The organism is Pseudomonas baltica (assembly GCF_031880315.1).
Taxonomy (GTDB): Bacteria; Pseudomonadota; Gammaproteobacteria; order Pseudomonadales; family Pseudomonadaceae; genus Aquipseudomonas.
Genome location: NZ_CP134771.1, coordinates 2,236,983 through 2,259,111, shown reverse-complemented (window position 1 = coordinate 2,259,111; position 22,129 = coordinate 2,236,983). Strand labels below are relative to the sequence as shown.

The following is a 22,129-nucleotide window of genomic DNA, read 5'->3' as shown; positions in this document are numbered from 1 at the left end:
CGTTATGGTTGTCGTTCATGCTTCATAACCTTGAAGAAGGCCCAGTTGCTGCAGGCACTGCTGAGCGGCCAGCGGGTCATCGATCAAGTACAAGTCTGCGATCTCCTGGGCTTGTACGAGCAATTCGGCGCGGTGGATCACCACAGCCGGCCCGACAATGAGTTTTTTGCAATGACAGCCCTGCAGCAGGCGCGGCAGGGTGTTGAGGTTGAGGGCGCGGCTCGAATACATCAGTACCGCGCGAGCCCCCAGGCGTTCGATGGCCAGTGCCAGTTCGCCGGGCGGCAGCGGCCAGTCAAAGACTTCCACCGGGCAATCGGCGCTGCTGATCAGCCAGGCCGTCAGCCACAGTTGCGGCTCCATCGGCACGTCCGATTGATTGATCAGCAGCAGTGGCGCGCCACTGAGCTGGCGATTGTTGTGGTAGATGCGCGCGCCGAATTTGCTGCGCAGCCACGAGCAGAAAAACGTGCGCTCCATCTGCGCGCCAAACTGGCCTTGCCAGCGCTGGTCGAGGTCCTTGAGCAGGGGGTGCAGCAGGTGCTCGTACAGGGTGCTGGGCGGATACAGGGCCATCACTCGATTGAAGGTTTCATCGACCTTGCGTTCGGCCAGTTCGCTGATGGCTTGCAGCAGGGCGCGGCGCAACGGCTGCCAGTCGTTCTCGGCCTGGGCGTCGATCAGCTGGGCCGGCGCGTCGAGCAGTTGCTTGACCTGGCTGACGGCCACGCCGCGGGCCAGCCAGGTGAGGATGGTCCGCACCCGCTGCACATGGGCCTGGGTATACAGGCGATGGCCTTTGGCAGTGCGTTGCGGCACCACCAGGCCATAGCGGCGTTCCCAGGCGCGCAGGGTCACCGCGTTGACGCCGGTCAGGCGCGCCACTTCGCGGATCGGCAACCAGCCATCGGCGAGGGCTTGTTGATAGGGGGTAGGGGGGGCGGCCAAGGCGGTAACGGCGTGGGAGCGGCTCATGATTCAGATCGCATTTCGCAGGCTAAGGTTTTCCGGATGCGGCTGCAGGTAGACCTGTTGGCTCACATAGGGATCGGGGTGCAGGCGGAACAGGTGCTTGAGCAGGGTCAGCGGTACCACAAGCGGCACGATCCCTTCGCGATACTGGTCGATCAGCTGGCGCAGTTCGCGCTTGTCGGCACTGTCGATGGCACCGCGCAGGTAACCGCTCAGGTGCAGCAAGACATTGGTGTGTGTGCCACGGGTGGCGCAGCGGGTGAGGGCGGCCATCAGCGCGCTGAAGTAGCGCTGGCCGATCTCGCTGGCATCGCTGCGGCCCATGGAACCGAGCATCTTGCCGATGGCTTTGTACTGCAGGGGGTGGGTGGCCATCAGCTGATATTTATAGCGCGCGTGAAATTCCATCAGGGCGCGGCGGGTCAGGCCTTGCGCCAGCAACGCTTGCCAGTCGGCGTAGGCGTATACGCGGGTGATGAAGTTCTCGCGCAGCACCGGATCGCACAGGCGACCGTCTTCTTCGATCGGCAAGTCCGGGTGGCGCGCGCAAAAGGCGGCGGCATAGATACCGCGTCCGCCCTCTTGCTGCGGGGCGCCGTTTTCGCGGTAGACCTTGACTCGCTCCATGCCGCAGGAGGGCGACTTGTGCATGAAGATGTAGCCACTGATGTCGTGCAGTTCGCTGGCCATCTGCTCGCCGTACTCGGCCAGTTGGCGGGTAACGTTCAGTGCGCGGTTGACCGTGCCGACCGCTTGTGGTGCGTGGCTTTCGCCGACCAGGCGGATTGGCTCGCGTGGGGTTCCCATGCCGATGGCCACTTCAGGGCATACCTGCACGAACTTGAAGTGTTCGCTGAGGGTGCGGCTGCACAGCCGCGATTCCTTGTGACCGCCGTTGTAGCGCACTTCGGCGCCCATCAGGCAGGCGCTGATGGCGATGCGGGGTTTGCTGCTGAGCGGGGTGGACATGGCGAACCTCTGACAAAAATTGTACAGATCACAAGCGCTGTACAACTAGTTTCATCATAGATTCGGATATGTACAAGTCAATTTTTTTGTACAAGAGTTGGCGGTGGAGAATCTGGCGTTGCGGTGGTGCCTGCCCCGGCCCCTTCGCGAGCAAGCTTTGCTCCCACGGGGGCACGGCGCAGATGCGGCATTGCATTGCGGGCTAAGCTTGTTCGCGAACAGACAACCAGCAGCGCCGCATCATTTCCAGCCGATGCGCCAAACCTCAGCATCCTGCAACGCCTGCCAGGGCAGCTGCTGAACATTCCCGGTCATGACCGCCTGCAGTGCCACGCCGATAACCGTCTGCTCGTCGTCATCGAGCAGCAGTTCGGTCACCAGAAAGTGTTTTTCCTTGTTGCGCGGCTGCGCCGCGGTCCATTTCGACAGCAACAGTTTGCGTGGATTCAGGCGGCGTGGCGCGCCGCCAGGCTTATGCATTGAGTGCACTGATGAGTTTGCGGGCCGCTTCCTGGCCACTCAACCACGCGCCTTCGACACGGCCGGAAAGGCACCAGTCGCCACACACATAGATGCCCAGATCGGCATCCGCCAGAGCACCCCATTCGTGGTTGCTCGATGGCCGTGCATAGAGCCAGCGATGTGCCAGGCTGAAACTCGGTGCGGGCACCGGGCAACTGAGCAGTTCGGCGAATGCACCATACAGATGCTCGATCACGGCCTCTTTGGACAGGTCGATGTGCTGACGGCTCCACTCACTGCTGGCATGCAGCACCCAGGTGTCGAGCGTCGCTTCGCGCCCCGGTTTGCTGCGATTGCAGGCCAGCCAGTCGAGGGGACTGTCCTGCACGAAGCAGCCTTGCATCGGGGTGTCGAGCGGGTGCTCGAAACCCAGCGCCACGGCCCAGGTCGGGTCCATCTTGACCCCGGCAGCGACGGCGGCAAGCTTGGGTACCGTCGCCAGCAATGCGGTCGCCTGAGGTGCCGGCACCGCGCAGATCACATGGCTGAACGGCCCGTGGCTGGCGCCGTCGGCGTCGAGCAGATGCCAGTACTGTTTGCCACGGAACACTTCGGTGATGCGGCAGGAAAACACCGCAGGCGTGTCGCCGAGTTCACCGCGGCCGATGGCACCCATGCGCGGCGTGCCGACCCAGCGGGTCTGCTCGTCAGGCGAGGGGCTCAATACGCCAGCGTTGGAGTTGTAGAGCTGCGGTGCCCATTCCTGAACCCAGCCCTGAGCTTGCCATTGCTGGACCTGTGACACGAAACGACGGTCGCGGGCAGTGAAATATTGGGCACCCAGATCGAGCGAGCCGGCATCGCTGCGCTTGCTCGACATGCGCCCACCCGGGCCCTTGCTTTTGTCGAACAGATGCACGGCGTGCCCGGCCTGAATCAATGCCTGGGCGGCGGAGAGTCCGGCAATACCGGTACCGATGATTGCGATAGGTACAGTCATAGTGGCCTCGTAACTTCTCTAAAGCACAGACTACGCTCAAGAACAAACCTGTACAATGGCGTTTTCCGGTACAACTTGACTGTACGCCGTTTTGTCGGTTGCTCTATTGTTTATCTGAGGGGTGGCGTAATACTTAAGTGCCTTCTCTTAATAAAAATAGACTAGCGACGTTGATCCAACGCCACACAAAGGAAGGTCACATGCATATATTGCTGACGGGCGGTACCGGTTTGATTGGCCGGGCTCTGTGCCGGCGCTGGTTGGCAGCAGGCCACCAGTTGACGGTGTGGAGCCGCGATCCCGCGAAGGTGCGGCGCCTGTGTGGTGAAGGTGTGCGGGGTGTCGAGCGCCTTGAGGAGCTTGGTGCGGAACCTGTCGATGCGGTGATCAATCTGGCCGGCGCGCCGATTGCCGATCGTCCCTGGACCGGCAAGCGACGCGCCTTTCTGTGGGCCAGTCGCATTGCCCTGACCGAAAAACTGCTGGAGTGGTTGCAGGATCGCGGGCATCGGCCTGCGGTACTCATCAGCGGCTCGGCGGTGGGCTGGTACGGTGATGCGGGCGAGCGTGAAATCACTGAAGCCTCGACCCCTGTCAAAGAAGATTTCGCCAGCCAGCTCTGCATCGCCTGGGAAGAAACCGCCGAACGCGCCAGCAACCTTGGCCTGCGCGTGGTACTGGTGCGCACCGGCCTGGTGCTGTCCAGTGAGGGTGGTTTCCTCAAGCGCCTGGCGCTGCCGTTCAAGCTTGGCCTGGGCGGCCCTATCGGCGATGGTCGGCAGTGGATGCCTTGGGTGCACATCGACGACCAAATCGCCCTGATAGATTTTCTCCTGCATCAGGCTGATGCTCAGGGCCCCTATAATGCCTGCGCCCCCAACCCGGTGCGCAACCGCGAGTTCGCCAAGCGCCTGGGCCAGGCTCTGCACCGTCCCGCGTTCCTGCCGCTGCCGGCGCCGCTGTTGCGCATCGGCCTGGGGGAAATGGCCGGGCTGCTGCTGGGCGGGCAGCGGGCGCGGCCGACGCGGCTGCAAGAGGCCGGCTTCACCTTCAAATTCACCGATCTGCAACCGGCCCTGGACGATTTGTCCGGGCGCCTCTGACATAGGATGCTGCATGACTGATCATGCTCTGCTGTTGGTCAATCTGGGCTCTCCGGCTTCGACTTCAGTCGCCGACGTAAGAAGCTACCTCAACCAGTTCCTCATGGACCCTTACGTCATCGACCTGCCGTGGCCGATTCGTCGCCTGCTGGTGTCGCTGATCCTGATCAAGCGCCCTGAGCAGTCAGCGCATGCCTACGCCTCGATCTGGTGGGAGGAGGGCTCGCCGCTGGTCGAGCTGACCCGACGCCTGCGCACTCAGGTCGAGCCGTTGTGGGCCCATGGCCCGGTGGAGATCGCCATGCGTTATGGCCAGCCCTCGTTGCAGTCGGTGCTTGGCAAACTGGCGGCGCAAGGCGTGCGCAAGGTGACCCTGGCGCCTCTGTATCCGCAGTTCGCCGACAGCACGGTGACCACGGTGATCGAGGAGGCCCGGCGGGTGGTGGCGGATGATCGCTTGCCCATCGAATTTGTGGTGCTCAAGCCGTTCTACGATCAGCCTGAGTACCTTGACGCGCTGGCCGAGAGTGCCCGTGCCTATGTGGAGCGGGATTACGACCACCTGCTGTTCAGTTTTCACGGGCTTCCCGAGCGGCACATCAAGAAGCTGCTGCCCAAGGATGAGCCACGCCACTGTCTGGCCGATAGTGACTGCTGCATGAAGGCATCACCACAGACCCTCGCCGTCTGTTACCGCGCCCAGTGCATGCACGCCGCACACTCGGTGGCGCAGCGCCTCGGGTTACCGGCGGACAAGTGGTCGGTGGCGTTCCAGTCCCGCCTTGGGCGCGACAAGTGGATCGAGCCGTACACCGAGGCGCGCCTGGAAGCGTTGGCGAAGGACGGGGTGAAGAAGATCCTGGTGATGTGCCCGGCGTTCGTCGCCGATTGCATCGAGACGCTCGAGGAAATCGGCGACCGTGGCCGCGAGACTTTCGTCGAGGCGGGTGGAGAGGAGTTGGTGCTGGTGCCGTGCCTCAACGATGGCGCGCAGTGGGCGCAGGTGTTGACGGGGTTATGCGAGCGGGCTTGATCCTGGCGGCATCCCCTCAGGAGCGGGTTCTGCCCGCCCTTCAAGCGAATGGAATCTAAGCGGTAGAGTACCCGCCCCGCAGGTCGGAAGTGCGCGGGTACTCCGTTGGAGTCGCGGAACGTTTGGGTTTCAGTCGTTAGCCCCATGGCTATGTCTTAGCGCATCGGCAGTAGATTTGTTGCTAAAAATTTAGATAAAGAACGGTGATTTTGAATTTTCGAAAGATTCGCGCAAAGTTCAGCATTCGCCAAAAACGCGCGGTTACATACCATTTGACGCGATGGCCTTCAGAATTTTCCTACAGTACCTTCGGAATAGGCTGATGGCGGAGGTCGTTGGACAGCAGTCACTATCGTTTCCGAGCAAGCGAGCGCTCTACGCCTTGTTTATAGCGTATTGCGTATAACTTTTTGGTTTGGAAATGTTCTATGCAAATACAGTTACCACCCCTTGTTATAACTCCAGGCGGAATTCAGACTTATTCGCCTGATGGAAATGGAGGTGGCTATTTTGACTCCATCCCTCGTCAGCAAGCAGGATTGCCTAGCGCTCTGAGAGACATTATAGGGAAAGCGGATGATCTATATACTTCCGGAAGGAAGAAGGCAGACGAAGACTATGCCGAAGCGGCGAGTGCGCTGCACGTTACCTTGGATTTGGAAATCGAGTCCAAACGAGCGTTGATTGAAAGTGAAAATAATGGGGCGCTCGATCCTGTCGGTGTTGCGCTACGGGTACTGTCTTTGCTAATAGAGGAGAAAGTTCAGGCCTCTCAAAATCAGACGGCGATTGCGCTTTCATACCACGGCTCCGATCCTTTTTTGAATGATTTTAAAATCCCCGAAGGGGTAGACGCATTCGGATACCACGACGCTGTTGGAAGGTGGAACGCTGGAGGACTACCAGCTTCGCGATGATGTAACTCTATTTTATACGAGTGACGCGATAGAGTTATATGATACTCAACTGGAAAAGGAGCATGGCATATGAGCGTTAAATCATTTTTGGACAGCTTCTCTCCCGAAGAAATAGTCCAAGTTCTTTCTGGGGCAGAAGCCGGTATCGACTATCCCCACCTCGATATGCTGCTCACCCAAACGCGCAGCCCCAGCTTGACCCCCGCTCAAGTACTGGCAGTGGTAACCGAACTGCTCAACAGCGGAGTTATTGTTTATGGTGTCAAGGGTGGCCGATATACGAAGGGGCCGCAGTGGACCGCCGTTGATACTTCAAGGCTGAAGAGCTGACTTATCTGCAATACTGCCGATTATCGTGAGATCCCTGCGCCCGCAGAGCAGTTTGAATAGTTCGCGGGCCCAGACCGCCCCCCCCACAAGCGGGGCGGTGCCTTGATCAAAGCTCAGGGGTGTTCTTCTTCCACTCACCGCCACCGGGCAGCAGCAGGTTCAAGGCAATCGCTACAACCGCGCACAGTGCAATCCCCTTCAGGCCGAAGTCGCTTGGCCCCGTCCCGGTACCGATCAGTACCCCGCCAATCCCGAACACCAGGGTCACTGAAACGATCACTAGGTTTCGCGCTTCACCGAGATCGATCTGGTTGCGGATCAGGGTATTCATCCCCACCGCCGCGATCGAGCCGAACAACAGGCACAGAATCCCGCCCATCACTGGCACCGGAATGCTCTGCAGCAACGCGCCGAACTTGCCGATGAACGCCAGGCTGATGGCGAACACCGCTGCCCAGGTCATGATCTTGGGGTTGTAGTTCTTGGTCAGCATCACCGCGCCGGTGACTTCCGCGTAGGTGGTGTTGGGCGGTCCACCGAAGAGTCCGGCGGCTGTGGTGGCGATGCCATCACCCAGCAACGTACGGTGCAATCCCGGTTTTTTCAGGTAGTCGCGACCGGTCACGCTACCCACCGCGATCACCCCGCCGATATGCTCGATGGCTGGCGCCATGGCCACCGGCACGATGAACAGAATCGCCTGCCAATTGAACGCTGGCGCGGTGAAGTGCGGGATGGCCAGCCAGGGCGCGGCGGCGATCTTGGCGGTGTCGACCACGCCAAACCAGAATGCCAGGGCAAAGCCCACCAGCACGCCTGAGATGATGGGCACCAGGCGGAAGATGCCTTTGCCGAACACCGCCACCAGCAGGGTGGTCAGCAGTGCCGGCATGGAGATCAGCATGGCGGTGCTGTAGGGGATCAGCTCGCTGCCATCGCCGGCCCTGCCCATCGCCATATTGGCGGCGATCGGCGCCATGGCCAGGCCGATGGAAATGATCACCGGGCCGATCACCACCGGCGGCAGCAGGCGGTCGATGAATCCGGTGCCTTTGATTTTTACCGCCAGGCCCAGGAAGGTGTAGACGAAGCCTGCTGCCATCACCCCGCCCATGGTCTCGGCCAGGCCAAACTGGCCCTTGGCGAGAATGATCGGGGTGATGAAGGCGAAGCTCGAGGCCAGGAACACCGGAACCTGCCGCCCCGTGACCATCTGGAACAGCAGCGTACCCAGGCCGGCGGTGAACAGCGCCACGTTGGGGTCCAACCCGGTAATCAGTGGCATCAGCACCAGGGCGCCGAAGGCCACGAACAGCATCTGCGCGCCAGACAGAATCTGGCGCCACAGCGGGTCGTTGAACTCGTCCTGCATGCTTAACCGTCCTTCTGCTTGGTGCCGAAGATCTTGTCGCCGGCATCGCCCAGGCCGGGAATGATGTAGCCGTGCTCGTTGAGCTTTTCGTCGATCGAGGCGGTGTAGATCTGCACGTCGGGGTGGGCTTTTTCCACTGCGGCGATGCCTTCTGGCGCCGCGACCAGAACCATGGCGCGAATGTCCTGGCAACCGGCTTTTTTCAGCAGATCGATGGTGGCGACCATTGAGCCGCCGGTGGCCAGCATCGGGTCGATGATCATCGCCAGGCGCTCGTTGATCTCGGGTACCAGTTTTTCCAGGTAGGTATGGGCTTGGAGGGTCTGCTCGTTGCGGGCGATGCCCACGGCACTCACCTTGGCGCCCGGGATCAGGCTGAGCACGCCGTCGAGCATGCCGATGCCGGCTCGCAGGATGGGCACTACGGTGATTTTCTTGCCGGCGATCTTCTCGACCTCGACGGTACCGGCCCAGCCTTCGATGTTGTAGGTTTCCAGGGGCAGGTCCTTGGTCGCTTCGTAGGTCAGCAGGGCGCCGACTTCTTGGGCGAGTTCGCGGAAATTCTTGGTGCTGATATCAGCGCGACGCATCAAGCCGATTTTGTGGCGGATCAGCGGATGGCGGATTTCGCGGATGGACATGTGAAAAAACTCCCTGATCGGTCAGAAAAATGCGGGCTAGATTAATCTATTAGACACAATGTGTCTGTGAGCACATAGGACGTTAGTCCAGAAAAGCTTGATCTGATCGAAGCGGGTGCGTACCTTTGCCCGCTTTTATTCCGCCACCCCCCAGGAGAGCGCCATGTCCGCTGATCTCGAGCACATCCGTCAAGTCATGCGCGAGGCCGATTGCCTGTACAGCGAAGCTGAACTCGAGGCGGCCATCGCCCGTGTCGGCGCACATATCTGCAGCGAACTGGCCGACACCAACCCGGTGGTGTTCTGTGTCATGAACGGTGGGTTGATCTTCGCCGGCAAGCTGCTGACCCATCTGAATTTCCCGCTGGAAGCCTCGTACCTGCACGCCACCCGCTATCGCCACGAGACCCGCGGCGGCGATCTGTTCTGGAAGGCCAAGCCGGAAATCTCCTTTATCGACCGCGATGTGCTGATCATCGACGACATCCTCGACGAAGGGCACACCCTCAGCGCCATCATCGATTTCTGCAAGCATGCCGGCGCCCGTGCGGTGCACACCGCCGTGTTGATCGACAAACTGCACGATCGCAAGGCCAGCCCGGATCTCAAGGCCGATTACGTCGGCCTGACCTGCATCGATCGGTTCATCTTCGGTTACGGCATGGATTACAAGGGTTACTGGCGCAACGCGGCCGGGATCTACGCGGTGAAGGGGCTCTAAGCGTTTCACGCGCCACTGTGGGACTGGCTGCGGCCAGGTAGGCGGATGTCGAGGCACCTCGGTGTCTGCTTCGTGGGCAGAGCCCACTCCCACATTAGAGCGGTCTTTGCCCTTCGGGCTCTAATTCACCGTGCTAAAGTGCAGGCCTGCCGATCTGGAGCCTGCCATGCGCCTTGCCGTTGCCGCCCTCGCTGTTCTCGTCAGCCTGCCCCTGGCTGCCGCCCCTTTGCACTCCCAGTACCTGCCCCCTGATGACCAGTCGCTGCGCGAAGGCGAGCCTGAGCAACAGCAATTGTTGCAGGTGACTGAGTATTCCATCGTCGCGGGCAACGAACGGCTGTCAAATCAGCAGCCGATCCCGGTGACGGCGCCGCTGTTTCTGCGCCTGAAGGGCAAATCCCTGGCCAAGGCGGCGACGCTCAATCAGGTGCTGATCACCTTCGACGGTGAAAGCAAAAGCCTGAAAAAACCAGCGTTCGACGACGACACCAAGACCCTCACCCTCAACTACCCGTTGTCGATGTACCGCAGCCTGATCGACATGCTGCGCAATGAAACGGTCTACGTGCAGTTCCTCACGTACGCCAACGGCCACATCTGGGCCGACCTGCATACTATCGGCGGCCCACGCGCGCGTTGAGTGTGGGCTGCGGGCAGGTATAAACTGCGTGCCCCGTGAAATGACCGCGACAGCAAGTTGGAGTCGGCAATGCGTAAAGACAAGAAGCAAGTGATCGGTGACGAGATTGGCGATGGGCAAATCAAGCTGTTTCTGGATTTCGAACCCGTCGATGCCACTTCGCCTTCGTTGCACAAGCTGATCAAGGCATACCGCGGTTTGCGGGTGGATGATTTCGAGCGTTTTCTGGTGTTCTTCCGCGAAGCCGGCCTTGATCTTGACGGCAAGGACGAGCACGGCCAGACCTTCATCGAGCTGATCAAGGATCAGCGCAACGCGCCGGAATATATTGAATTGATCGAAAAAGCCCGCGGTTGATCGAGCACAGATGGCGCTCTCACGATCCTCTTCGCGGGCAGGCCTTGCCCCCACAGGTGTGCGCTTGACACTGTGAGAGCAGAGCTTGCCCGCGAAGGGGCCGGTACGACCAGCCCATCAGCGTCGGACAGCGTCAGAGCGATGAAACGATCGGCTCTGGTGTCGCCTGAACCAGCTCCAACCGCGTATCACTCTGCGCACTGACCCGGTTGTACAGCTCGGCATCGCTTTCAAGGGCCTTTTCCCGCGCCGGGAAGATTTCCTTGAGCTTGGCTGTCCAGGCTTCGGACCTGTACTGCTCGGGGAAGCAGCGCTCGATCAGCTCCAGCATGATCGACACCGTGACGGACGCGCCCGGAGAGGCGCCCAGCAACGCTGCCAGGCTGCCATCGGCCGCTGACACCAGCTCGGTCCCGAACTGCAGCACGCCGCCTTTCTTGGCATCCTTCTTGATGATCTGCACACGTTGGCCGGCCACTTCCAGGCGCCAGTCTTCAGCCCGCGCGCCCGGATAGAAGCGGCGCAGCGATTCCAGACGTTGCTCCATGGACTGCATCACTTCGCTGATCAGGTACTTGGTCAGGTCCATGTTGTCACGGGCCACGGCCAGCATCGGGCCGAGGTTGCCGGCGCGTACCGACTTGGGCAGGTCGAGGAGCGAACCGTGCTTGAGGAACTTGGTGGTGAAGCCGGCGTAAGGCCCGAACAGCAGCGATTTTTTGCCATCGACCACACGGGTGTCCAGGTGCGGCACCGACATGGGCGGCGAGCCCACGGCGGCCTGGCTGTAGACCTTGGCCTGGTGCTGCTTGACGATTTCCGGGTTGTCGCAACGCAGCCACTGACCGCTGACCGGGAAGCCGCCGAAGCCTTTGCCTTCTTCGATGCCCGAGGCTTGCAGCAGCGGCAATGCCGCACCGCCCGCCCCCAGGAACACAAAGCGCGCATCCAGCTGGCGGGTACTGCCGCTGTTGACATCCTTGATGTCGACGGTCCAGCCGCTGCCGTTACGGCGCAGGCCGGTGACGCGCTTGCAGTACTTGACCTGGGCATCGGCGGCGCTGGCCAGATGGCCAAGCAGCTTGTTGGTCAGGGCGCCGAAGTTGACGTCGGTGCCTTTTTCGACGCGGGTCGCGGCGATGTGCTGGTCGGCCGGGCGGCCGGGCATCATCAACGGCATCCACTCGCTCATCAGCGTTTTGTCTTCGGTGTACACCATGCTGGCGAAGGCGTGGTGCGGCTTGAGCGCCTCGAAGCGTTTTTTCAGATAGGCCACGCCCTTGTCGCCTTCGACGTAGCTCAGGTGGGGGACGGGGCTGATGAACGACTTGGCCGAGCCGAAGGTGCTCTTTTGCGTGAGGTAGGCCCAGAACTGCTTGGACACCTCGAACTGGGTGTTGATGTGTACGGCTTTCTTGATGTCTATCGAACCGTCGGCAGCCTGTGGCGTGTAGTTCAGCTCGCACAGGCCAGCGTGGCCGGTGCCGGCGTTGTTCCAGGGGTTGGAACTCTCGGCGGCTCCCGAATCCATCAGCTCGACGACTTCCAGTCGCAGGGTCGGATCAAGCTCTTTGAGCAGTACGGCCAGGGTGGCACTCATGATGCCCGCGCCTACCAGTACTGCATCGACTGCTTCATTCTGCGCCATTAACGCGTCTCCAAAATCTTCAGCACCAAATTGACAACATGGGATCCTGATTCTGGACAGCCCATGTCCGATTCGTAGCAAAATCCTTGCAGTGTCAGCGGGCGTCTGCTGTCCGTTCAGAGTGAGTATGAACTCACGTCAGCGCGCGGCAGGCAATTCGACCATTGGTCGAGACGGCCGGAAACACTCGATGCGTCACTCTTGTTGTGAACAGGAGCTGCCTGGTCGGTTCATTTGGGTCTGTGCTTGCGACTGGGGCCCCAGACGCGATGGACGGAGTAACGGTGCATTTGCTGATGCAATATTGTTCATTTTGCTCGCCACACTCTTGTGAAGTTGTGAAAACCCGTGTTTTTCACGCTCTTTTGGAGTCGTGAACCTCAAAAAAAGGTTCGCCGTGCAGCGTGTGGCGCAACCCTGGGATCAAGACAAGAGTACCGAACAGGCAGGCACACTGTAATGCTTGACCCTTGTGGGCGGCTCTCTGTGGGCGGTGCGAGGGGGCAAATGCTGAGCATTGGCGGTGCTGCGAGGCCCGATCAGGAGACGTCCTTATAATCGGGGGAAGATTATAACGGCGAACGCCGCGCATTTGTCCTGATTTATGGACTTTTATTGCGTGCCCACATCACGGTCCGGCGAGACCCACGGTACGCGCGGGTTACAGCCCGATGACGGGAACGGCCAGCGGTAACGAGGGTCTAGGAATCGAGGCTGTACCGTGCGGCTGTCGCGCCCGCTATACTGCGCCGCTAGTGCCTAACCCTGGAGACTTGAGCATGTTGCAACGCCTGTTGTTCGGTTTGATCGCAGTGACCACCCTGACGCTGGCCGGTTGTGCCAACAGCCCGCAGCAACTCAGCCCGCAACCTCGCGTGACCGCGCAACTGGCGGCGGTCGGCCACGGCCAGCCAGTGGTGGTGCGCGTGGTCGATGGCCGTGCTTCGCCGACCCTCGGTACTCGGGGTGGCCTGTACCCTGAGACCAGCGCCGTGACCGTCAACGCCAACGACATAGTGCCCAAGCTGCAGGCGCAAACCGAAGCCGCCGTGCGTTTGCTGGGGTTCACCCCGAGCAGCAGCGGCCCGCAGTTGACCGTGACCCTGACGGATCTCAAGTACCAGTCGCCCAAAGAAGGCATGTACGTGACCGAAGCGACCATCAGCGCCAATTTCCGCGCCGATGTACGCAACTCGGGCGGCAGCTACAGCGGCCGTTACGCCGCGTCGCTGAACCAGCGTTTCGGCATGGCGCCGAATCAGGAGACCAACACCAAGCTGGTCGGCGATGTGTTGAGCGACGCGCTGACCCGTCTGTTCCAGGACCCGACCATCGGCCAGAAGCTGTCTCAGTAAGCGCCCACTAAAAAGCCCGCCGCCATCTCATCGATGGGGCGGGCTTTTTAGTGGGCGCGTGATGCCTGGGGCAGCGGCCTGTACGACGGCTCAGGCCGCCTCGACGGAGAAGTCCAGCATGCTGATGCCGGTGCCCGCGTCGAGCTCCGGCCAGTGCTCGTGCTGATGGCCGCCCAGGGCGCAATAGACCAGCCAGTTGCGGTCTTGCACGTTGAAGGCGAGGGCATCGATCAACGCTTCCTGCTCGTCACTGGGGGCGATCAGGTAGAGACGATCCTGGTTCTGGGCGTGCAGCATGACAAGCTCCGTGGCAATCCGGTTCGATTCGGTGCAGCAGCATGGCTTGTTTGAATGACGAGCGTGTGACAGGGGGATTTAGCGGCGCGGTGATATTTTGTTGTGATACTGCTGGCCTCTTCGCGAGCAAGCTTTGCTCCCACAGGTGTACATATGTGGGAGCAAAGCTTGCTCGCGAAGAGGCCCGTGAGGTTACCCTCGAATCAAAGGGGAATACCCGCCTTGACCCGATACTGATTGCGCACCGGCGTGGCGTATTGCAGCACCAGGTAGGGCCGCTGCTCAACCGGGCAGGCATCCAGACGGCGCTGCCATTCGGCTTTGGCGCGCTCCAGTTCATCGGCGGGGAACAGCGTGCTGGCGGCAGGCACCTGCAGCGCCGGGTCGGCTTCGGCCCACTGCGCGTAGGCCAGGTAATGCACCGGGAACAATCGGTACCCGCCCAGGATCTGGCGATCGATCTCGATGGCCAACAACTTGGTGTCCTCGAACGACTCACTGATCGGCGCGGCGAAGTTCACATGCACGCGGCCTTTGTAGCCGGTGATGCCCAGGGCGATGCTGACGTCATCCTCGCCCGGCGCCTTGGTATAGCTGCCGGTGGTGGCCCGGATATACAGCTCGCGCGCCTTGGCCTGATCGCAGGGGTCGTATTCGTAGCTGATCGACACCGGGGTCAGGTTGAGCGACTGAATGACTTCACCGAACGGCTCGTCCTTGCGGCTCATGTGGAACATCTTCAGGATCGCCGACTCGGTACGGTCGTCACCGTCCTTGGCGCGGCCTTCGGCCTGGGCGATCCAGATCGAGGCGATATCGCTGCGGATCGAGTGATTGATGTACGCCGACAGCAGCTGGTAAGCCGCGAGTTTTTCGCGTCGGCCGATGATCGAGCGGTGCACGATGAAGCTCTTGTTCAGGCGCATCAGATCGCTGACGAAAGGCTTTTGCAGGAGGTTGTCGCCAATCGCGATACGCGGGGTCGGCAAGCCGGCGTGGTATACGGCATAGTTGACGAAGGCCGGGTCCATGACGATGTCGCGGTGGTTGGCGAAAAACAGATAGGCGCTACCGGACTTGAACTGCTCGACGCCGGTATAAGTCACACCGTCTGTGGCGCGATCGATGGTGTGGTCGACGTAGAACTCGACCTTGTCCTGCAAGGTAGCGACACTGTCGATGCCGGCGAACTCACGGCGCAGCTTCTTGGCGATCATGGGCTTGAGCAACCAACCCAGGGCACCGGCAAATTTGGGGAAGCGGAAATGAACGAGGATATCGAGAAACGCCTGGTCACTGAGCAGACGCTTCAGAACAGCTGCGACTTCGCTATCGTCGTACGGTCGGATGGCATCGAATTCGCCCATCATGCTCTCTTGTTGGAAACGGCTAATGTAATTAGGCAGGGCTCGAACACCGGGCGATACGCTCTCGGCGGCACGACTGACCCTGCAGCAGACCGCCGATTATACGCATAACTGATCAACGAGGCCCTGATGCTCGAAACCGAACCCTATGATTGCCCGTATTGCGGCGAGCCGGCCGAGGCGGTACTGGACCTTTCCGGTGGCGACCAGCAGTACATCGAGGATTGCCCGGTGTGCTGCCGGCCGATCAGTTTTGTCCTGCAGACCGATGGCCAGGAATGGCAACTCGACGTCTACAGCGAGAACGAGTGATGCAGCGCATCTACGAGCCGGCCAACCTGATGGAAGCCGAGATGCTCCTGTCGATGCTTGCCAGCGAGGGCATCAACGCGCACCTGGCCGGGCGTGATCTGCTGGGCGGCATGGGCGAGCTGCCCGCTATGGGCTTGCTGGGCATGACGGTCGACAATGACCAGGCCGAGTACGCACGCCGGCTCATCGCCGAGTACACTAGTGCCCTGCCGGTCCTGGGCGATGAGCCCGAGAACTACGCGGGCGAGCTGCTGTGTTGAGCTTGCCGGTGTCGATGGCACCCTTTGCCGAGAGTTGTGTTTAGCCATGTGTGGACGTTTTGCCCTTTTCCGCTGGTCGCCGTCGTTCGCCGCGCTGCCGGGGTTCCCCGCCGACCAGCAGGCGCAGTGGAATATTTCACCCGGCGACAACGTGTTGATCCAGCGTGTTGCCGGTGAAGGGCGCGAATTGGTTAGAGCGCGTTGGGGCCTGACCCCGCCATGGCTGACCGATCTGTCGCGCACGCCGGCCCACGCCCGCGCCGAAACCCTGGCCGAGCAGCCGATGTTTCGCGACGCCTTTCGCTTGCGCCGCTGCCTGATCCCGGCCAACGGTTTTTATGAATGGCGCGGTACGCTGCGCAAGCAGCCGTTCTGGCTGACGCCGGGGGAGGGCTCGTCGCTGTTTTTCGCAGCGGTATGGGAGGCTTATCCGGTTGAAGGGCATACCTGGCTGAGTACGGCGGTGGTCACTCAAGCGGCCGCCAGCCAGCGTCGGCCCTTGCTGCTCGATGCGGCGGGGCAAGCCGCCTGGCTCGACCCCGCAACGCCCGTGGCCGTGCTCCATTCGCTGCTGGCCAGCCCGCAGCAGCCGTTGCGTGAACGGCCGCTGGCCAATCTGATCAACGATCCCAAGCTCAATGCGCCGGAGTGTCTGACGCCGGCGTGATGCGCGCAGTTCTGGCATGTGTGCCGATCATCCACGCATGTATCGGATCTGACACCTACTGTTGATTTTCTATCTGAAAACTGGCATCCAAGGCCCGGCCGTCCTAGGCTATCGGTCATTTTTCAGGGAGAGCGTCATGCGTAAGGTTTTAGTTACATTGTCGGCCACCATTGCCCTGGCGGGCTGCCAGGCGGTCAACACCACCCATGGCGACGCCGTAGGTGTTGAGCGCAAACAGTACATGTTCAGCATGTTGTCGACCGATCAGGTCAACCAGATGTACGCCCAGTCCTACAAGGAGACAGTCGGTGAGGCGAGCAGCAAAGGCGTGCTCGAAAAGGACACCGCCGATGCCAAGCGCGTGCAGGCGATCGCCGATCGCTTGATCGCCCAGGCGCCCAAATTGCGTGCCGATGCAGCCCAATGGCAGTGGGAGGTCAACGTCATCAAAAGTGACGAGCTCAATGCCAATTGCGGGCCCGGCGGCAAGATCATCGTTTATAGCGGCCTGATCGATCAGCTCAAACTCACCGATGACGAGCTGGCGGCGGTAATGGGTCATGAAATCGCCCACGCCCTGCGCGAGCATGGCCGCGAAGCCATGTCCAAGGCCTATGGCGTGCAGATGGCGCGTCAGGGAGCAGGTGCGCTGCTGGGGCTGGGCGAGAACAGTCTGCAGTTGGCCGATACGGTGGTGCAGTACAGCCTCACCTTGCCCAACAGCCGCAGCAATGAAAACGAAGCGGACCTCATCGGCCTTGAACTGTCGGCGCGGGCCGGTTATGACCCGAACGCGGCGATCACCTTGTGGAACAAGATGGGCGCCGCCGCCAATGGCTCGGCACCACCGGAGTTCATGAGCACCCACCCGGCGTCGGCCAACCGCATCAGTTCGCTGCAAGCGGCGATCCCCAAGGTGATGCCGCTGTATCAGCAGTCGAAAAAATCCTGAGACCGGCGCCGTCTGCGGCCAGCGATTTAGCCGCGGATGGCGCTGTAGATCTTGAACCCACCCCCCTCGTGCAGCGTCTTGCAGGGCCCGACATGCTCCTGCATGAGCGGCTGATAGCGCAGGAAAGCATTGGCCACGATTCGTAGCTCGCCGCCTTTTTGCAGATGCTCGCGGGATTTTTTCAGCATGGTTTCCGACGCGCGATAATCGGTGTGCACACCGGTATGGAACGGCGGATTGCTGAGGATCGCCGCGAGTGGCTGCGGGGCGGCGTCGATACCGTCACCGATGAGCACTTCGCCTTCCAGGCCGTTGGCCGCCAGGGTCAAGCGGCTGCTGGCCACGGCGAAAGCGTCGACGTCCAGCAGGGTAACCTGGGATTGCGGGTAGCGACGTTTGATCATCGCCCCCAGCACCCCGGCGCCGCAGCCAAAATCAAGCACATGCCCGGTCGGCAAGCCGTCGAGGAAATCGAGCAGCAGCGCGGTACCACGATCCAGCCGGCCGTGACTGAACACCCCAGGCAGGCTGATGACGCTCAGCGGACCGTCGGCCAGCTCCAGCTCGTAACGTTGCGCGAGGCTTTCGAGGGCCAACGGTTGCGGTGCGACCTCGATATCTACCGCCCACAACTGGCAATGCCGGGCGCTGTCGATCTTGCGCGGCTTGCCGAAGTCGTGCAGTTGCTTGGCCGCACCCTCGATGCCACCGCGCTTTTCGCCGACCAGGTACAAGGTGCGGCCCGCCAGGCGCGAGGCCAGGGCATTGAGCAGGTAGTGGGTCAGGTCGCGGGCCTTGGGCAAAAAAAGCACCGCGCCGTCGATCTCGTCATTCGGTGCTTCGGTGCCGAAGTGGCTGCGTCCGGCGAAGCGTGCCTCCAGGGCGGCATGGTCGCCGGCATGCCAGCTCCAGCCGCAGGCCTGGGGCAGTTGCCCAAGCAAGTCATCGGCCGGGAGACCGGCCATCAGCCAGCGACCCTGAAAAGAATCGGCCTGACGAAGCAACACTTCACTGCGCGGGTCCATGAAATGGCTCCTGAAAAAAGTCCGGCAGTCTATCAGTTCACTTGTCGCAGCGGCGTGCCGGCAAAGAACCCTGCGGCGTTGTCCGCCAACTGCCCGACGATACGCTGACGTGCCTCGCGGCTGCCCCAGGCGCTGTGGGGGGTGACGATCAGGCGCGGGATGTCGTCGGCCAGCAGCGGGTTGCCGTTGACCGGCGGCTCGACGCTGAGTACGTCGGTGGCAGCGCCGCCCAGTTGGCCGCGGCGCAGCGCGTCGGCCAGTGCTTGCTCATCGATGATGCCGCCGCGGGCAGTGTTGACGATAAAGGCGCCGGGTTTCATCAGGTTCAATTCACGGGCGCCGATCATGTGCCGGGTATGTTCGTTGAGCGGGCAGTGCAAGGTCAGTGCATCGACCTGGCCCAGCAATTCATCGAGCGGCATGCGGTCGGGGCGTGCCGGGCGGCCGGGAATCTGCCCGGGCAGCACGCGCATGCCGAAGGCTTCGGCCAGCCGCGCGACGGCGCTGCCCAGTTCGCCTTGGCCGAGCAGCCCGAGGGTCTTGCCTTCGAGCTCGACGATCGGGAAGTCCAGCAGGCAGAACTGCCTGGAGCGCTGCCACGCACCCGCAGCGATGGCCTGCTGGTAGTCGCTGACGCGGGTGGCCAGGGCCAGCAGCAGCATCAGGGTGTGCTGGGCCACCGACGGCGTGCCGTAGCCCTGGCAGTTGCTGACGCTGACACCTTGGGCGCGGGCCGCCGCCAGGTCGACGTTGTTGGTGCCGGTGGCGGCGATCAGGATCAGCTTGAGGTCGGGGCATGCCTGGAGCACAGTGGCATCGATCACCGCCTTGTTGGTGATGGCCACGCTGGCGCCTTGCAGGTGCGCGATGGTCTGCTCGGGTAGGGTGCTGGCGTGCAGCTGCAGATCGTCGAAGGCTGCATGCAGCGGGGCGAAATCGAGATCGCCCAGATCCAGTGTGCTGTAGTCGAGAAAAACCGCGCGGCGAAAATTGCTCATCAACTGTACCTGTCCTGATCCGTGGTGGAGCTTCTATGATCGTGTAACGAGGAGGCTTGGCCCTCGCTACAGGGTGTTCGAGATGGGTCATCCTACAAGAATTGTTTCTGAATGAATCGTGAGGTAGTGGCATGTATTGGGCAGAGTTTTTGACCGTGGCGCTGATTCACCTGCTGGCAGTGGCCAGCCCCGGTCCGGATTTCGCCGTGGTGGTGCGCGAAAGCGTAGCCCACGGTCGACGCGCCGGCACCTGGACCGCACTGGGCGTGGGCTCGGCGATTTTCCTGCATGTCGGCTATTCGTTGCTGGGCATCGGCCTGATCGTGTCGCAGTCCATCGTGCTGTTCAACCTGCTCAAATGGCTGGCAGCGGCCTATTTGCTGTACATCGGTTTCAAGGCCTTGCGCGCCAAGCCGGCAGTTGCGGGCGCAGAAACCGTCGCCGCGCTGCCGGTCGAGCGTTCAGCGGGCGCGGCCTACCGTGCCGGTTTCATGACCAACGGCCTGAATCCCAAGGCCACGCTGTTTTTCCTGTCGCTGTTCACCGTGGTGATCAACCCCCATACGCCGCTGGCGGTGCAGGCCGGTTATGGCGTGTATCTGGCGGTGGCCACGGCGGCGTGGTTCTGCCTGGTGGCGCTGTTGTTCAGTCAGCGGCGGGTGCGAGCCGGTTTCGCGCGCATGGGCCATTGGTTCGACCGCACCATGGGGGCTGTGCTGATTGCGTTGGGCGTGAAAATTGCGCTGACCGAGATGCATTGAGCGAGTCAGTTAAATTTGCGTTGGTGCCGATGGCCTCTTCGCGAGCAAGCTTTGCTCCCGCAGAGCAAACAGCACGAGAGTCGAACACCTGTGGGAGCAAGGCTTGCCCGCGAAGAGGCCGGTTCAGACACCATTGTCAGACAGGTCCTACGGGCGAAATTGGCATGCAGTGCTAGGGTAATCATCAGACTCTCGCACTTAGCCAAAGGACTCCCGAGATGCAGACTCGCGTTATTCCACCCGCTGACGGTGCCTATACCTTCCCCCTGCTGATCAAACGCCTGCTGCTGTCGGGCAGCCGCTACGAGAAAACCCGCGAAATCGTCTACCGCGATCGGGTGCGCTACAGCTACCCGACCCTCACCGAACGCATCTCGCGCCTGGCCAACGTACTGGTCGCCGCCGGGGTGCAGCCGGGCGACACCGTGGCGGTCATGGAGTGGGACAGCCACCGCTATCTGGAATGCATGTTCGCCATCCCGATGATCGGCGCGGTGATCCACACCATCAACGTGCGCCTGTCGCCCGAGCAGATCCTCTACACCATGAACCACGCCGAGGACAAACTGGTGCTGCTCAACAGCGAGTTCGTGCCGCTGTTTCAGGCGTTGGCGGGCCAATTGACCACGGTGGAGAAAACCCTGCTGCTGACCGATGGCAGCGAAAAGACCGCCGCGCTGCCCAATCTGGTGGGTGAATACGAGCAACTCCTCGCGGGCGCCAGCAGCCGGTACGACTTCCCGGATTTCGATGAAAACTCGGTGGCCACCACGTTCTACACCACTGGCACCACCGGCAACCCCAAGGGGGTGTACTTCACCCATCGTCAGTTGGTGCTGCATACCCTCGCAGCGGCCACCATTACCGGCAGCATCGACAGCGTACGGCTGATGGGCACCGATGACGTCTATATGCCGATCACGCCGATGTTCCATGTGCACGCCTGGGGCATCCCGTACGTGGCCACCATGCTGGGCATCAAGCAGGTCTACCCCGGCCGCTACGAGCCGGACATGCTGGTCAATCTGTGGCGCACGGAAAAGGTCAGTTTCTCCCATTGCGTGCCGACCATCCTGCAGATGCTGCTCAACGCCAAGGGGGACACCGATTTCGGCGGCTGGAAGATCATCATCGGTGGCAGCGCTCTCAATCGCGGCCTCTACGAAGCGGCCAAGGCTCGCGGTATTCAGCTGACCGCCGCCTACGGCATGTCGGAAACCTGCCCGTTGATCTCCTGTGCGCATTTCAACGAAGAACTCCAGGCCGGCACCGACGAGCTGCGCGTCACCTACCGGATCAAGGCCGGGGTGCCCGTGCCGCTGGTGGATGCCGCCATCGTCGACAGCGACGGCAACTTTCTCCCGGCCGATGGCGAAACCCAAGGTGAGCTGGTACTGCGTGCACCTTGGTTGAGCATGGGGTATTTGCGCGAGCCGCAGAAGGGCGCCGAGCTATGGGACGGCGGCTGGATGCACACCGGTGACGTCGCCACCCTGGACACCATGGGCGTGATCGATATTCGCGACCGTATCAAGGACGTGATCAAGACCGGCGGCGAATGGGTCTCGTCGCTAGAGCTCGAAGACTTGACCAGCCGTCATCCCGGCGTGCGCGAGGTGGCGGTGGTGGGCATGGCCGATGCGCAATGGGGCGAGCGGCCCTTCGCATTGCTGGTGCTGCGTGACGGTCAGACACTGGATGCGCAATCGCTCAAGGCGCACTTGCTACCGTTCGTCGAATTGGGCCTGATCAACAAGTGGGCCATCCCGAGTCAGATTGCGGTGGTCGGCGAGATCCCCAAGACCAGCGTCGGCAAGCTCGACAAGAAGCGAATCCGGGTTGAAGTCCTGGCCTGGCAGGCCGATAACAGTCCGTTCCTGTCGTCATTGTGAGCGATGCAGGTGAGGACCTGATGGCCGTGAAAACTCTTCATTGAGGACCTGCCTTCCTGCATATGGCTTGTTACAATC

The 22,129-nt window shown here is 61.5% G+C and carries 25 protein-coding genes; 14 read left to right on the top strand and 11 right to left on the bottom strand.

Annotated features, from left to right (window positions below; translation table 11 throughout):
* Window positions 1-15: 15 nt before the first annotated feature.
* The 4 genes from REH34_RS09895 to REH34_RS09880 all read right to left on the bottom strand — a co-directional run bounded on the left by REH34_RS09895 (window position 16) and on the right by REH34_RS09880 (window position 3,403).
* Entirely contained in the window at window positions 16-975 is a 960-nt protein-coding gene (locus REH34_RS09895; protein WP_311971524.1) for a MerR family transcriptional regulator, read from the bottom strand.
* Between the two features lie 3 nt (window positions 976-978).
* Window positions 979-1,941 (bottom strand): DUF523 and DUF1722 domain-containing protein, encoded by a 963-nt coding sequence (locus REH34_RS09890; RefSeq protein WP_311971523.1) that lies wholly within the window; start codon window positions 1,939-1,941, stop codon window positions 979-981.
* A 240-nt stretch (window positions 1,942-2,181) separates the two neighbouring features.
* A complete protein-coding gene (locus REH34_RS09885; RefSeq protein ID WP_226506754.1) occupies window positions 2,182-2,421 on the bottom strand; it encodes a TIGR02450 family Trp-rich protein in 240 nt (79 codons plus the stop codon).
* Window positions 2,414-3,403 carry an NAD(P)/FAD-dependent oxidoreductase gene (locus REH34_RS09880; protein WP_311971522.1) on the bottom strand — a complete coding sequence of 330 codons (990 nt, stop codon included), beginning with the start codon at window positions 3,401-3,403 and terminating at the stop codon, window positions 2,414-2,416. Before REH34_RS09880 ends, REH34_RS09885 begins: the two co-directional genes overlap by 8 nt.
* Window positions 3,404-3,603: 200 nt before the next feature.
* Here REH34_RS09880 and REH34_RS09875 point away from each other — a divergent pair, with 200 nt between their 5' ends.
* From REH34_RS09875 to REH34_RS09860, 4 genes are all read left to right on the top strand, one after another.
* Window positions 3,604-4,506, top strand: a complete 903-nt coding sequence (locus tag REH34_RS09875; protein WP_311971521.1) for a TIGR01777 family oxidoreductase — start codon at window positions 3,604-3,606, stop codon at window positions 4,504-4,506.
* Window positions 4,507-4,519: 13 nt separating this feature from the next.
* Entirely contained in the window at window positions 4,520-5,539 is a 1,020-nt protein-coding gene (hemH, locus tag REH34_RS09870) for a ferrochelatase (protein WP_311971520.1), read from the top strand.
* 428 nt (window positions 5,540-5,967) lie between these two features.
* Window positions 5,968-6,456, top strand: a complete 489-nt coding sequence (locus REH34_RS09865) for a hypothetical protein (RefSeq protein WP_311971519.1) — start codon at window positions 5,968-5,970, stop codon at window positions 6,454-6,456.
* A gap of 69 nt (window positions 6,457-6,525) precedes the next feature.
* Window positions 6,526-6,786: a hypothetical protein gene (locus REH34_RS09860; protein ID WP_226506759.1), complete on the top strand. Its 261-nt coding sequence runs from the start codon at window positions 6,526-6,528 to the stop codon at window positions 6,784-6,786.
* A 106-nt stretch (window positions 6,787-6,892) separates the two neighbouring features.
* Here REH34_RS09860 and REH34_RS09855 read toward each other — a convergent pair whose 3' ends face one another.
* Complete coding sequence (locus tag REH34_RS09855) at window positions 6,893-8,158, bottom strand: uracil-xanthine permease family protein (RefSeq protein ID WP_311971518.1); 1,266 nt, start codon at window positions 8,156-8,158, stop codon at window positions 6,893-6,895.
* A 2-nt stretch (window positions 8,159-8,160) separates the two neighbouring features.
* On the bottom strand, window positions 8,161-8,799 hold the full coding sequence (gene upp / locus REH34_RS09850; RefSeq protein ID WP_226506761.1) for a uracil phosphoribosyltransferase: 639 nt from the start codon (window positions 8,797-8,799) through the stop codon (window positions 8,161-8,163).
* Between the two features lie 163 nt (window positions 8,800-8,962).
* Here upp and REH34_RS09845 point away from each other — a divergent pair, with 163 nt between their 5' ends.
* The 3 genes from REH34_RS09845 (at window position 8,963) to REH34_RS09835 (ending at window position 10,517) form a co-directional block, all read left to right on the top strand.
* The gene (locus REH34_RS09845) at window positions 8,963-9,520 is read left to right on the top strand and encodes a hypoxanthine-guanine phosphoribosyltransferase (RefSeq protein ID WP_226506762.1); all 558 of its coding nucleotides are present in this window, start codon (window positions 8,963-8,965) and stop codon (window positions 9,518-9,520) included.
* A gap of 166 nt (window positions 9,521-9,686) precedes the next feature.
* Entirely contained in the window at window positions 9,687-10,160 is a 474-nt protein-coding gene (locus REH34_RS09840) for a hypothetical protein (RefSeq protein ID WP_226506763.1), read from the top strand.
* 69 nt (window positions 10,161-10,229) lie between these two features.
* Window positions 10,230-10,517 carry a PA4642 family protein gene (locus REH34_RS09835; RefSeq protein ID WP_226506764.1) on the top strand — a complete coding sequence of 96 codons (288 nt, stop codon included), beginning with the start codon at window positions 10,230-10,232 and terminating at the stop codon, window positions 10,515-10,517.
* Between the two features lie 133 nt (window positions 10,518-10,650).
* Here the strand turns inward: REH34_RS09835 and mqo are convergent, their stop codons facing one another.
* Window positions 10,651-12,165 carry a malate dehydrogenase (quinone) gene (gene mqo, locus REH34_RS09830; RefSeq protein ID WP_311971517.1) on the bottom strand — a complete coding sequence of 505 codons (1,515 nt, stop codon included), beginning with the start codon at window positions 12,163-12,165 and terminating at the stop codon, window positions 10,651-10,653.
* A 779-nt stretch (window positions 12,166-12,944) separates the two neighbouring features.
* On the opposite strand from mqo, the gene REH34_RS09825 reads away from it, so the two are divergent.
* Window positions 12,945-13,520, top strand: coding sequence for a YajG family lipoprotein (locus tag REH34_RS09825; protein WP_311971516.1), 576 nt, complete (start codon window positions 12,945-12,947; stop codon window positions 13,518-13,520).
* 90 nt (window positions 13,521-13,610) lie between these two features.
* Here REH34_RS09825 and REH34_RS09820 read toward each other — a convergent pair whose 3' ends face one another.
* The gene (locus REH34_RS09820; RefSeq protein WP_226506767.1) at window positions 13,611-13,817 is read right to left on the bottom strand and encodes a hypothetical protein; all 207 of its coding nucleotides are present in this window, start codon (window positions 13,815-13,817) and stop codon (window positions 13,611-13,613) included.
* Window positions 13,818-14,020: 203 nt separating this feature from the next.
* Window positions 14,021-15,187 carry a 1-acyl-sn-glycerol-3-phosphate acyltransferase gene (locus REH34_RS09815; RefSeq protein WP_226506768.1) on the bottom strand — a complete coding sequence of 389 codons (1,167 nt, stop codon included), beginning with the start codon at window positions 15,185-15,187 and terminating at the stop codon, window positions 14,021-14,023.
* 126 nt (window positions 15,188-15,313) lie between these two features.
* Here REH34_RS09815 and REH34_RS09810 point away from each other — a divergent pair, with 126 nt between their 5' ends.
* The 4 genes from REH34_RS09810 (at window position 15,314) to REH34_RS09795 (ending at window position 17,375) form a co-directional block, all read left to right on the top strand.
* A complete protein-coding gene (locus tag REH34_RS09810; protein ID WP_226506769.1) occupies window positions 15,314-15,496 on the top strand; it encodes a CPXCG motif-containing cysteine-rich protein in 183 nt (60 codons plus the stop codon).
* Window positions 15,496-15,756, top strand: a complete 261-nt coding sequence (locus tag REH34_RS09805; protein WP_311971515.1) for a putative signal transducing protein — start codon at window positions 15,496-15,498, stop codon at window positions 15,754-15,756. The genes REH34_RS09810 and REH34_RS09805 overlap by 1 nt, the downstream gene beginning before the upstream one ends.
* Before the next feature lie 46 nt (window positions 15,757-15,802).
* Window positions 15,803-16,423, top strand: a complete 621-nt coding sequence (locus REH34_RS09800; RefSeq protein ID WP_226506771.1) for an SOS response-associated peptidase — start codon at window positions 15,803-15,805, stop codon at window positions 16,421-16,423.
* 136 nt (window positions 16,424-16,559) lie between these two features.
* Window positions 16,560-17,375 (top strand): M48 family metallopeptidase, encoded by an 816-nt coding sequence (locus tag REH34_RS09795; protein WP_311971514.1) that lies wholly within the window; start codon window positions 16,560-16,562, stop codon window positions 17,373-17,375.
* 26 nt (window positions 17,376-17,401) lie between these two features.
* Here REH34_RS09795 and REH34_RS09790 read toward each other — a convergent pair whose 3' ends face one another.
* The gene (locus REH34_RS09790) at window positions 17,402-18,400 is read right to left on the bottom strand and encodes a class I SAM-dependent methyltransferase (protein ID WP_311971513.1); all 999 of its coding nucleotides are present in this window, start codon (window positions 18,398-18,400) and stop codon (window positions 17,402-17,404) included.
* Window positions 18,401-18,432: 32 nt separating this feature from the next.
* Window positions 18,433-19,398 (bottom strand): 2-hydroxyacid dehydrogenase, encoded by a 966-nt coding sequence (locus tag REH34_RS09785; protein WP_311971512.1) that lies wholly within the window; start codon window positions 19,396-19,398, stop codon window positions 18,433-18,435.
* A 131-nt stretch (window positions 19,399-19,529) separates the two neighbouring features.
* Here REH34_RS09785 and REH34_RS09780 point away from each other — a divergent pair, with 131 nt between their 5' ends.
* Window positions 19,530-20,159 carry a LysE family transporter gene (locus REH34_RS09780; protein ID WP_226506775.1) on the top strand — a complete coding sequence of 210 codons (630 nt, stop codon included), beginning with the start codon at window positions 19,530-19,532 and terminating at the stop codon, window positions 20,157-20,159.
* A 218-nt stretch (window positions 20,160-20,377) separates the two neighbouring features.
* Window positions 20,378-22,051, top strand: a complete 1,674-nt coding sequence (locus REH34_RS09775) for a fatty acid--CoA ligase (RefSeq protein ID WP_311971511.1) — start codon at window positions 20,378-20,380, stop codon at window positions 22,049-22,051.
* The last annotated feature ends 78 nt before the right edge of the window (window positions 22,052-22,129 follow it).